Below are 11,847 nucleotides of genomic sequence, written 5' to 3'. Positions count from 1 at the left end.
CCGTGGCTGTCTCGGTATTCGATCTGTTCTCGATCGGTATCGGCCCGTCGAGCTCACACACCGTGGGCCCGATGCGGGCGGCCCGGCGCTTCGTCGAGCGCCTCGCCGCCGCCGGAGTTCTGTCCGGCGTTGCCGGGGTGCGCGTCGAACTGTACGGTTCGCTCGGCGCGACCGGCGCCGGGCACGGGACACCGGGCGCGGTGGTGCTCGGTCTGGAAGGCGCCGACCCCGAGACCGTCGACCCCGACGCGGCACGCGCCCGGGTCCCGGAGGTGGGGGAGCGGCGCGTACTTCAGCTCCGCGGCGAGCAAGAGATCGAGTTCGACATCGCCTCCGACATCGTCCTGTCGTTGCGGGCCATGGACTTTCACAGCAACGGCATGGTGTTCGTCGCCCGCGACGCCGACGGTGGCGAGCTCGACCGGCACGTCTACTACTCGGTGGGCGGAGGATTCGTCGTCGACGAGGACGAGGCCACCGGCGGAGCGCGCGACGAGATCGCGGTGCCGTACCCGTTCCACACCGGAGCGGACATGATGGCGCTCGCGGTCGAACACGACTGCCGAATATCTGATCTCGTCGCCGCGAACGAGGAAGCACTCGGAAACGGGGCGCGGCTGAGGGACGGTCTGCTGCGGATCTGGGCGGCGATGCGGGAGTGCGTCGACCGCGGTCTGGCCGCCGACGGCACGCTGCCGGGCAGTCTGCAGGTGCAGCGTCGGGCCCGGGTGCTCGCCGCGGCCCTGGAGGCCAACCGCGCCGAGCCGCTGTACGCGATGGACTGGGTGGGGGTGTACGCGCTCGCGGTCAACGAGGAGAACGCGGCGGGCGGACGGGTCGTCACCGCGCCGACCAACGGCGCGGCCGGGATCATCCCCGCGGTGCTGCACTACTACTGGCGATTCGTGCCGGGAGCCGACGAGGACGGTGTGGTGGAGTTCCTGCTGACCGCCGGCGCGATCGGTCAGTTGTTCAAGACGAACGCGTCGATCTCGGGCGCGGAGGTCGGCTGCCAGGGCGAGGTGGGGTCGGCCTGTTCGATGGCGGCCGGGGCGCTGGCGGCGGTGATGGGTGGGACCCCGGCCCAGGTGGAGAACGCCGCGGAGATCGGGATAGAGCACAACCTCGGCCTGACGTGTGACCCCGTCGGGGGACTGGTGCAGATCCCGTGTATCGAACGCAATGCGATCGCGTCGGTGAAGGCGATCGCCGCGGCGCGGATGGCGATGTTCGGCGACGGCACGCACCGGGTGAGCTTGGACACCGCCATCAAGACGATGCGCGACACCGGGGCCGATATGGCGGACAAGTACAAGGAGACGTCACGCGGGGGACTGGCCCTCAACGTGGTCGAGTGCTGACGCCCCGCCTCCCGCGGGCCTTGTCCATGGAATGCGAGACCTAGCCGCGATACAGCCTGGATACCAGGCGATCTCCCCGCCGAAGCTTGCCGGGTGCACAACCCCGATCCATTCTCTCCCGACGATTCACTGAGACGCACTGTGTTCGCCGTCCTCGTGACCTTTGTCCTGATCGGCATCCTCGCCGGTGTGATGGTCGGCCTCCTGTGACGCCGGGAGGCGCCATCGACCGCGAAATCCTCTGGCTGGTAATCGAATACGCCATCCTATGAAGGATTCACCTAGTAGGAGTACAGCCTCGACAGCCGCGCGTCGTCACCTGAGCATTGGTGTGGTGATGCCATACCTGAGAATTCGACCTTCTGCGGCGGCTGCGCTGCCTGATGGTTCCAAACCTCTTACCCCAGTGAATAACTCGCCGTCATTGATCGGTTCCTCGTCGCCGCGGGCACGAAGCAGATGGCTGGTGCGTCTCTGGCAGCTCGTCAGGACACCCGCCAGAACCGCAGGCGGCGAGGTGAGGACCAAGGGTTCGAAGGTGCGCCGCCCCGACTATATGGAAGAGGCCGCGATGCGGCGGGAGATGTTCCGGCTTTGAGGCTGCCGTGTTATGGGCCGCCGGCGGCGCTGGGTCTGCGCGTATGAGGACGTTACGTGTCGGCGCGTGGATTCCGCCGCACCGTCCGCAACATGATTCGCTGTACCGCAACGCGTTCCGTGTGGTCCCCACAATGAGTCCGGCCCATCCCGCGGTCGATGATGACGCGCGGGATGGGCCGAATGCCCGGGGCCTGCAAAGGCCCCGGGTGTGTCAGGCCAGGCCGGCCTTCTCCAACGCCGTCGCACAGGTGTCCACGATGAGCCGCGTCACCACGTAGGGGTCGACGTTCGCATTCGGGCGGCGATCCTCGATGTAGCCCTTCTGCTCAACCTCGACCTGCCAAGGGATGCGCACGGACGCACCCCTGTCGGCCACGCCGTAGCTGTACCGGTCCCAGGGGGCAGTTTCGTGGGCCCCGGTGAGACGCGCTTCGATCCCGACTCCGTAGTGCTCGATGTGCTCGGCCGGCTTGTCGTCACGGCCCAGGGCCTCTGCGGCTTCGATTACCGCCTCGTAGCTCTCCCGCATCCTCTTGGTGGAGAAGTTGGTGTGAGCACCCGCTCCGTTCCAGTCACCCTTGGCGGGCTTCGGGTCGAGGGTCGCCGAGATTCCCGCGTCCTCGGCGGTGCGGTAGAGCAGCCAGCGCGCCACCCATAACTGGTCGGCGACATCCAACGGGCCGAGCGGACCCACCTGAAACTCCCACTGCCCCGGCATGACCTCGGCGTTGATACCGGAGATGGCGAGCCCGGCGGACAGACAGTTCTCCAAATGCTTCTCGACGATCGCACGACCGCTGATCTCGTCCGCGCCGACACCGCAGTAATATCCCCCCTGCGGAGCAGGGAAGCCACCGTCGGGGAAGCCCATCGGCCGCGAGCCGCGGAAGAAGGTGTACTCCTGCTCGATGCCGAACAGTGGTTCTTGAGATTCGTGACGTGCCGCGACATCCCGTAAGGCAGCCCGCGTATTGGACGTATGCGGGCTGAGATCGGTGTTGAGCACCTCGCAGAGCACGAGCAGGGCATCACCACCGCGGATCGGGTCCGGGTACGTCGCGACCGGCTGGAGTACCCGGTCGGAGGCATGCCCCGCCGCCTGATTCGTGCTGGAGCCGTCGAAACCCCAGATCGGTGGCTCATCGCCTGCGGCAAGTATCTTCGTCTTCGACCTCAGCTTGGCAGTTGGCCGCGTGCCGTCAATCCAGATGTACTCAGCTTTGTAGGGCATGGTCTTTCCTTTCCTTTGTCCGTTTGGTGGGGCTCTTGGCGGGTTGTCCGATGCCTTTGCAGCGCAACAGATCGGCTACTTCGGTGTGTTCTCCGCGGAGTGCGTCTGTCAGCGGCGTACCTCCCCAGCGGTCGGTGACGTCCGGCCGGGCACCTGACACGAGGAGATAGCGCACAGCGGCGACGTGGCCCTCGGACGCGGCGAGGTGCAGCGCGGTACGCCCGTCGTAGTCCGCGGCGTTCGGCTCGGCCTCAGTGGCGAGAACTGCCCGCAACTCGTCGAGGTCGCCCTGGCTCGCCGCGTAGAGAAGGCGCATCGTCACGCTGATCTCGGCTTCGTTCTTCTTCCGACGAGGGTCGCGCTTGTCGGTGTCCTCGCCCATGGTGAGGGAATCGAAGGCATGGAAGTTGTAGCGGTTGACCAGCTCCTTGCAGAACGCGACTCCGCGAACTGAATTGCCGTGGGAGTCCAGGCGCGGCGACCATACACACACCCCCATCACTCCCGGGACGACAAGCATCAGTCCGCCGGAAACACCGCTCTTGGCCGGTAGTCCGATCGTGAACGCGAACTCGCCCGAATAGTCGTACATTCCGCATGAAGACATCAACGACAAGCAGTGACGCACCGTGTTCGGGTTGAATACCCGGTCATTGGTCAAGGGGTTGATGCCGGCATTGGCGAGCGTCGCGGCGACAACGGCCAACGCTTCTGTGTCCAGTTCGATCGAGCAACACTGAAAGTAGAACTCCAGCGTTTCCAGAAGGTCTGTACGTTCGGGAAACGCTCCCCGTTCTCTCATGAAGTAGCCGAGGGAGAAGTTGCGGTCTGCGGTTCGTCGCTCAGAGAGGTAGACAGAGTTGTTGAAGCCGACCCTGTCGGAGCCGCAGAGCCTACGCCAGGTCTCCGCTACGTAGTCGAAGCGGTCTGCAAGCTCGTCGTGCGCCCGCAACATCGAGCACGCCATGATGGCACCCGAGTTGATCATCGGGTTGTGCGGCAATCCGTCAGCGGTCAGCGAAAGCTCGTTGAATCCGCGGCCGCTGGGTTCACGACCGATATGACGGTGGACGACCTCGACACCGTGTTCCTCCAGCGACAGGCTGTAGTTCACCGGCTTGCACAGGGATTGCACGCAGAAAGGGTCGTTCGTGTCGCCGATGCTGAAGCGCTGGCCGTCGATCGTGCAGACAGCGATACCGAACTTCTCCGGATCGACACGCTTGAGCTGCGGGATGTAGTCGGCCGTCGCCCCCCTGGTGTCCCCTCGGACCAGGTCATAGGTCTCCCGGAGCTCTCTTTCGAGGCGTCCGAAGTCAGGGATGACGAGGTCACCACGCAGCGCCCGGGCAATCAGACCGCCGCTTGCCTCGCAGATGGAAGCGAACTGCTCCAACGTCAGACCGCCTCCGTCATCACCGTCAGCCGCCAGCAACTGTGAAATGCCTTGCCGTACTCGGAGGTCATCTGGCGCGATACCCGCGACCTGGATCCTCGTCCGAAGCTCCATCAGCGAAATCCGCTGCTGCGAAGAGAGTTTGAACGTCCTCGCGAGGGCGCTGACACCGAACGAGTCCCGGTCCTCGGGCGCTGATGGGGTTGGGCGGCTATCCGCCGGTGCGCTCTGCGCCACTGCAGAACCTTCGGCCACGAACATTTCTCTCAGTGCTCCTACTGCGTTGGCTCGCGCAGATCGCGATCGGCCCTGTGCCGAACGGTGGATGTGCGTGCTGCAAAACCTCTGCGACTCAACAACGATCGCCCGGCCGCTACCGCAACAGCCAGACCCCAGTGCTACTAGGAGAATTTCTCATAGCCCGCTGGTGGCGGGGTCGGTCGCGCCTCGGTATCGAGGCCGAAGCCTTCCTAGGTCCGAGCCGTGCCCTGGTGCGAATCAGTCTCAGCTGTAGTGATTTCCACGAGCCTGTGCAATGCGCGTTCGGACGGCGACTCCGGCTCGGCCCAATAGGCAACCATGATGTGCTCACCCGTGCGAACGTTCAGATGCTGGAAATGGAGGTCCAACGGTCCGACAATCGGATGATTGATGAGGAGCAGACCCCTGCTATGGCCTTTGACGTCGTATGACGCCCACAAACTGCGAAACCGCGCACTTTCGCTGAGCAGCTCGTCGATCACGGCCTGCAACCCAGGATCAGGGTGCCGGCCGACGTAGGCACGTAGCCAACGCACCGCCCACGCAGTCAGCCCTTCCCAGTTTCGGTAGAACTGGTCCATGCCGTCATCCAAGAAGAGGCTCCGCATCGGGTTCTCTCCCTGTGCGAATGTCGGCGTCAAAGCTGCCGCCAGGGGATTCGCCATCACGATTGTCGCTGTGACGTCGTGAATATGCGCCGGCGTGACGGGCCAGTTGTCGATCAGGTGCTGGAGGGCCGGATTCAGCGGCTGGATGAATTCGCGCTCCCGCGGCCACCGCTTGGGGGCATGCACGAGATTGCGCATGTGCGCCGCGGCGTCTGGACTGAGACGGAATGCTTCCGCCAACGCGTTGAGGACTTGTTCCGAAGGCTTTTCACGTCCCTGCTCGATGCGGTGGTAATAGTCGGTGCTGATGCCGGCGAGAATCGCCACTTCTTCGCGCCGAAGACCTGCGACTCGACGACGATGACCGGTCGGCAACCCAACATCGCTGGGCTGGATCTTTGCGCGTTGTGTACGTAGGAATTCGGCAAGTGGATCATTCTTCCGGACCACGCATTCATCCTAGGTGCGGGGCCTGCCGCGGGACCAGGACGAGAAGTGTTCAGACGAGTCACCCGACCTGGAACGCGGCGGATTCGAGCAGGTGAGCGGTCGGTTCTGCGGAAGGTGGGCGTGATCTTCCTAGGAAACTCTCTGCCTTTCGTTCGAGTCGTCTCACATGTTGACTCTCAGACGGATGCGATTGTCGAATTGCATTGTTGTGTCGCGTGATTCGGCGTCGTCAATGGTAGCCGTCGGAGAGGATCGCAAAATGTTGACGTCCAGTGCCACCCCGAGTCCGGATGAGCGCCCGATTGCACACGGCGGTCCGCATCTGGCGACCAGACATTTGACCGTTGCGGAGGCATTTCTCTCCCAAGTTGCGCGCGGCGGCACATATCCCGCAATTCTTGACGAGCAGCTCGGCGTTGCCTTGACGTGGCGCGGATACGGTAAAGCCGCGCAGAATGTTTCGGCAGGATTGAAGGCTGCCGGACTCGGCCGCGGCGATGCGGTGGGTCTGCTTCTCAGTAATCGACCCGAGTTCCACATCGCTGACATCGCGGTCCTTCTGGCCGGGAGCACGCCGATCTCGCTGTATCACACCGCGGCCCCAGAGCAGCTGGCCGAGATTCTCGACAACGCGGGATGCAGCTTCATCATCACTGAGCCCGCGTACGAGGACAAGCTGGAAGCAGCGTTGGCGTTGATGAATTCTGCGGCGCCGCGGATTGTCGTCGTCGGACGGGACTCGTGGATGATGCTGTTGACCAACCCGTCCGCCCAACCCACCCTCGCGGCGATCTCGATGCCGGAACAGTCCGATACCGCCACGGTGATCTACACGTCCGGCACCACGGGCGCTCCCAAGGGGGTGGAGCTCACCCATCGAAACATCATGACGACGATCACCGAGATCACTCGGCGGATCCCGCTTCGACGCGATATGCGATCCATCTCCTTCCTGCCGATGGCTCATATCGCCGAGCGGCTGTCGACGCACTACATCCCGCTGATCACCGGCTCGACCATCGTGTGTTGCGGCGATATGGCCCATCTCGTGCCACTTCTCCAGCAGGTGCAACCAGAAATTCTTTTCTCGCCGCCTCGGCTCTGGGAGAAGTTGATGGCAGCCACCGCCCCCGCGTATCAGAAGGGCGCCGACCCGGATACGTTGCGCCGTAACATCGGCTGCAGCCGGGTGGAGGTCGCGCTCACCGGCGCCGCGCCTTGTTCGCCCCGCGTCCTCGACTACTTCCGCACATTGGGCGTGCCGCTGCGCGAAACCTACGGAATGTCAGAGAGTGCGGGTGTCGTCTCGATCGCCGAACTCGACGCCGCCGGATGTGTCGGCAAGCCTCTGCCACACAATGAAGTTCGGGTAGACGCGGACGGTGAGCTACTCGTGCGCGGCCCGTCTGTGATGGCCAGGTACCGCCGCCGGCCGAGCGCGACTTCCGCAGTGATCGATGAACAGGGCTGGCTACGGACGGGCGATATCGCGCGGGTCGACAACAACGGAAGGATCTGGATCGTCGACCGCAAAAAGGACCTGATCATCAACAGCGGCGGAAAGAACATGTCCCCGGCGAACATCGAAGCGCGTCTGAGGGAGGCGGATCCGCTGATCGAGCATGCGTGCGTCATCGGCGACGGCCGTCCGTACAACATCGCTCTGATCGTCGTCGATGACGCCGTGCGACAAGCCCTCGGCCTCGACAGTGAGGACAGTCTCCGCGCGGCGGTGCAGGAACATGTCGATCAGGCCAACTCCCGGCTGTCGCGGGTCGAGAGGGTTCGACGCTTCGCCGTGGTGCCGTCCTCGTGGACGCCGGACTCCGACGAACTCACCCCGACGTTCAAACTCAAGCGCACATCCATCCAGAAGAAGTACGCCGACGTGATCGAGGCGCTCTATGCGGACGACTCTCCGGTTTCGGTGATCCCCTGAGTGGACGCCGCGGCTCGCGTGGATGCACGGCGCTCTGGCCCGTCAGGTGCTTGCTCGGCCACGCACGGCCCGCCGCCTGGACGCCCGAACGCAGAACAGGTCAGACCCACGCGGTCTGACCTGTTTGTTGATTGTGGAGCCTAGGAGATTCGAACTCCTGACATCTGCCTTGCAAAGGCAGCGCTCTACCAACTGAGCTAAGGCCCCTCGCCGTCAGGAAGGTGTCTCGCTGAGACTGTGCCAGACCTCCGGCCCGTGCTGGGTTCGCCACACGATGACCGAGGCGACGGCCGCAGCAGCGCCTGCGAGGAGAAGCACCAGCTTCATCGACGTACCTTTCCGTGGGGCTAGGAGGACTCGAACCTCCGACCTCTTCGTTATCAGCGAAGCGCTCTAACCGCCTGAGCTATAGCCCCGTCAACCACACGGGCCGAGCGACGAGATTACCGTACGAGTATCCCGACTCCCAAACCGGAAGGTCGCGGTCAGTCCCGGTCTGCCAGGGTGACCTCCACACCGCCCACGAGGTCGGTGGTCAGGTTGTAGATGAACGCCCCGATCGTGGCCCCGGCGGTGAGCAGAACGATGTTCACCAGACCGATGAGCGTCGCACCGCCGAAGATGGTGCCGCTGGACACCAGCTCGCCGCCGGAGCTACCGCTGGCACTGGTCAGCAGGTCGCCGACGTTGCTGTTGAGCTTGCTCCAGACGCCCATGCCGCCGAGCACCAGGTACAGGATCGCGACCGCGATCATCCACACGAAGAACAGCACCACCGACAGCAGCAGCGACACCTTCAGCGTGCTCCACGGGTCGACCCGGCGGATCTGCATGCTGGCGCGCACCGGGCCCTTGTGCTGGCGCGTACCCACCTGCAGACGGCCGGCGGGGGCAGCGGTGCCCTTGGCAGCGGGTTTGTCCGCCGGACGATCCACCGGCGGACGCTGCGGCGGACGCGGTGGCCGCGGCCCGGACAGGTCCGGCAGCTCGCTGGCGTACGCGGCACCGGGCTCGGGCCTGCCCTCCGGCCGGCCCTCGGGACGACTGCCCTCGGGACGGGCACCTTCCGGGCGTACGACGTCGGTGCGGTCCCCGCGGGGCCCTGGTTCGGGGCGCGGGTCCTTCCGTGGGATCTGCTCGGTCTCCGGCCGGCCCGCCGGGGCGGACCCACCGGCCATGAACCGGTTCAGCCGCGCATCGAGGCCACCGGGCTGACCCGGCTGACCCTGCTGCCCGGGCTGACCCGGCTGCGGGGTGCGGGGCCCGTCCTGGCGCTGCGCTTCCGGGCCCTGAGGCTCCTGCCTGGCCCGCGCGGCCGGACCCCGCTGCCAGGGCGGCAGCTCGGTGGTGTCGGCCGTGTGTGCCGGTCGTGAGCCACTGTCCTGGCCCGAGGCCGGTGCGCCGGCGCCCGACCCGTTGGCCGGGCCGGAACCTTCACCCGTCGGCGCGGATCCCGGCTCTTTCGGTGAGCTCACCTACGACTCCTCATCCGTCGCGTCCAGGTCCGTGTTGACCTCGTCCGTGCTGTCGCCGGCCTCAGCGTTCCGCGCGATGGCGATAAGTGTGTCGCCCTCGCCCAGGTTCATCAAGCGAACGCCCTTGGTCTGGCGTCCGGCCTTGCGGACCTGCCGGGCCGCCGTGCGGATGACACCTCCACCGGAGGTGATCGCGTACAGCTCGGTGTCGTCGTCGACGATCAGCGCGCCGACGAGGGTGCCGCGACGACGGTCGTACTGGATCGTCAGGATGCCCTTGCCGCCACGGCCCTGCGGTGAGTACTCCTCGATCGCGGTGCGCTTGGCGTAACCACCCGAGGTCGCCACCAGAAGGTAGGTGTCGGGCCGAACCACGTTGAGCGACAGCAGCTGATCCTCTTCGTTGAACCGCATGCCCTGCACGCCCGAGGTGGCGCGGCCCATCGGCCGCAGCACCTCGTCGTTGGCCGAGAACCGGATCGACTGACCCTTCGCGGACACCAGCAGCAGGTCGTCGTCCGAGGAACACAGCACCGCACCGACCAGTTCGTCACCGTCGCGCAGGTTGATCGCGACGATGCCGCCCGAACGGTTCGAGTCGAAGTCGACCAGGCGGGACTTCTTCACCAGACCGTTGCGGGTCGCGAGCACCAGGTACGGCGCGTCCTCGTAGGTCTTGAGCTGGATGACCTGAGCGATGCGCTCCTCCGGCTGGAACGCCAGCAGGTTCGCCACGTGCTGGCCGCGCGCCGTTCGAGACGCCTCGGGCAGCTCGTAGGCCTTCGCCCGGTACACCCGGCCCTGTGTGGTGAAGAACAGGATCCAGTCGTGGGTCGAGCAGACGAAGAAGTGGTTGACGATGTCGTCCTGCTTGAGCCCGGCGCCCTGGACACCCTTGCCGCCGCGCTTCTGGCTGCGGTACAGGTCGGTCTTGGTGCGCTTGGCGTAACCGGTCTCGGTGATCGTGACGACGACATCCTCACGGGCGATCAGATCCTCGTCGGCGACGTCGCCGTCGGCCGGGATGATCCTGGTGCGGCGGTCGTCGCCGTACTTGTCGACGATCTCCTTGAGCTCGTCGTGCACGATCGCGCGCTGACGTTCCGGCTTGGCCAGGATGTCCTCGAGGTCGGCGATCTCGGCCTCGATCTTGGCCAGATCGTCGACGATGCGCTGCCGCTCGAGGGCGGCGAGCCGGCGCAGCTGCATGTCGAGGATCGCCTGGGCCTGGATCTCGTCGATGTCGAGCAACTCGATCAGGCCGGTGCGGGCGATCTCGACTGTCTGCGATGCCCGGATCAACGCGATGACCTCGTCGAGCGCGTCGAGCGCCTTGACCAGACCGCGCAGGATGTGGGCGCGTTCGTTCGCCTTGCGCAGCCGGTAGCGGGTGCGCCGGACGATGACGTCCAACTGGTGGTTGACGTAGTGGCGGATCAGCTGATCCAGGCGCAGCGTGCGCGGCACCCCGTCGACGATGGACAGCATGTTGGCGCCGAAGCTGGTCTGCAGCTGGGTGTGCTTGTAGAGGTTGTTCAGCACCACCTTCGCCACGGCGTCGCGCTTGATCTCGACGACGATCCGCAGACCCACCCGGTCGCTGGACTGATCCTCGATGTTGGAGATGCCCGTGAGCTTCCCGTCGCGGACCTGTTCGGCGATCGAGGTGATGAAGTTGTCGTGGTTGACCTGGTACGGCAACTCGGTGATGACCAGCGAGGTACGCCCGCGGGAGTCCTCTTCGATCTCCACGACACCGCGCATCCGGATCGATCCGCGACCCGTCTTGTAGGTGTCCTCGATGCCCTGCGTTCCGACGATCAGGCCGTAGGTCGGGAAGTCGGGCCCCTTGACCCGTTCCATCACCGCCTCGCAGGTGGCTTCCTCGTCGGCCTCGTGGTTCTCCAGGCACCAGTACACGGCCTCGGCCAGCTCCCGCAGATTGTGCGGAGGCATGTTGGTGGCCATACCGACGGCGATACCACCGGAGCCGTTGGCGAGCAGGTTCGGGAACCGGCTCGGCAGGACCGTCGGCTCCTGCACCCGTCCGTCGTAGTTCGGAATGAAATCGACTGTCTCCTCGTCGATTTCGCGCAGCATCTCCATCGCCAGCGGAGTCAGCCGCGCCTCCGTGTAGCGCATCGCGGCCGGCGGATCGTTTCCGGGCGAACCGAAGTTGCCCTGACCGTCGACCAGCGGGTAGCGCAGCGACCACGGCTGGGCCATGCGCACCAGGGTGTCGTAGATCGACGAGTCGCCGTGCGGGTGGTAGTTACCCATCGTCTCGGCAACGGAGCGTGCAGATTTCGCGTGGCCGCGGTCCGGGCGGAAGCCCGAGTCGAACATCGCGTACAGCACGCGGCGGTGCACCGGCTTGAGACCGTCGCGCACCTCGGGCAGCGCGCGCCCGACGATGACGCTCATCGCGTAGTCGATGTAGCTGCGCTGCATCTCCTGCTGGATGTCGACCGGTTCGATCCGGTCGCCGGCGTCCCCGGTCGGGGGCAGGGTGGTGTCAGTCATGAA

At 65.4% G+C, this 11,847-nt stretch carries 7 protein-coding genes and 2 tRNA genes; 2 read left to right on the top strand and 7 right to left on the bottom strand.

Annotation, left to right across the window (positions count from 1 at the left end; translation table 11 throughout):
• Window positions 1-2 precede the first annotated feature (2 nt).
• Window positions 3-1,361, top strand: coding sequence for an L-serine ammonia-lyase (locus BST38_RS07785; protein ID WP_083142681.1), 1,359 nt, complete (start codon window positions 3-5; stop codon window positions 1,359-1,361).
• Between the two features lie 811 nt (window positions 1,362-2,172).
• Here the strand turns inward: BST38_RS07785 and glnII are convergent.
• From glnII to BST38_RS07770, 3 genes are all read right to left on the bottom strand, one after another.
• A complete protein-coding gene (glnII, locus tag BST38_RS07780) occupies window positions 2,173-3,192 on the bottom strand; it encodes a glutamine synthetase (protein ID WP_083142680.1) in 1,020 nt (339 codons plus the stop codon).
• Window positions 3,176-4,849 carry a glutaminase A gene (gene glsA / locus BST38_RS07775; RefSeq protein WP_083142679.1) on the bottom strand — a complete coding sequence of 558 codons (1,674 nt, stop codon included), beginning with the start codon at window positions 4,847-4,849 and terminating at the stop codon, window positions 3,176-3,178. Before glsA ends, glnII begins: the two co-directional genes overlap by 17 nt.
• A 209-nt stretch (window positions 4,850-5,058) precedes the next feature.
• Window positions 5,059-5,907, bottom strand: a complete 849-nt coding sequence (locus BST38_RS07770) for a helix-turn-helix domain-containing protein (RefSeq protein ID WP_083142678.1) — start codon at window positions 5,905-5,907, stop codon at window positions 5,059-5,061.
• Between the two features lie 259 nt (window positions 5,908-6,166).
• On the opposite strand from BST38_RS07770, the gene BST38_RS07765 reads away from it, so the two are divergent.
• Window positions 6,167-7,846 (top strand): AMP-dependent synthetase/ligase, encoded by a 1,680-nt coding sequence (locus tag BST38_RS07765; RefSeq protein ID WP_083142677.1) that lies wholly within the window; start codon window positions 6,167-6,169, stop codon window positions 7,844-7,846.
• 134 nt (window positions 7,847-7,980) lie between these two features.
• Here BST38_RS07765 and BST38_RS07760 read toward each other — a convergent pair.
• From BST38_RS07760 to gyrA, 4 genes are all read right to left on the bottom strand, one after another.
• Window positions 7,981-8,053, bottom strand: a tRNA-Ala gene (locus tag BST38_RS07760).
• Window positions 8,054-8,188: 135 nt separating this feature from the next.
• Window positions 8,189-8,262 (bottom strand) — tRNA-Ile (locus tag BST38_RS07755).
• Window positions 8,263-8,331: 69 nt separating this feature from the next.
• Window positions 8,332-9,321, bottom strand: coding sequence for a DUF3566 domain-containing protein (locus BST38_RS07750; protein WP_083142676.1), 990 nt, complete (start codon window positions 9,319-9,321; stop codon window positions 8,332-8,334).
• On the bottom strand, window positions 9,322-11,844 hold the full coding sequence (gyrA, locus tag BST38_RS07745) for a DNA gyrase subunit A (RefSeq protein ID WP_083142675.1): 2,523 nt from the start codon (window positions 11,842-11,844) through the stop codon (window positions 9,322-9,324).
• Window positions 11,845-11,847: the final 3 nt, after the last annotated feature.

It is taken from the genome of Mycolicibacterium parafortuitum, assembly GCF_002086815.1.
Classification (GTDB): domain Bacteria; phylum Actinomycetota; class Actinomycetes; order Mycobacteriales; family Mycobacteriaceae; genus Mycobacterium; species Mycobacterium parafortuitum.
The sequence above is the reverse complement of the archived record's forward strand: the minus strand, read 5'-3'. Positions and strand labels throughout refer to the sequence as shown.

Bases quoted from the DNA above. Each gene is read 5' to 3' on its own strand.
- glnII (WP_083142680.1), bottom strand. From the start codon at position 3,192: ATGCCCTACAAAGCTGAGTACATCTGGATTGACGGCACGCGGCCAACT.
- gyrA (WP_083142675.1), bottom strand. From the start codon at position 11,844: ATGACTGACACCACCCTGCCCCCGACCGGGGACGCCGGCGACCGGATC.
- glsA (WP_083142679.1), bottom strand. From the start codon at position 4,849: ATGTTCGTGGCCGAAGGTTCTGCAGTGGCGCAGAGCGCACCGGCGGAT.
- BST38_RS07765 (WP_083142677.1), top strand. From the start codon at position 6,167: ATGTTGACGTCCAGTGCCACCCCGAGTCCGGATGAGCGCCCGATTGCA.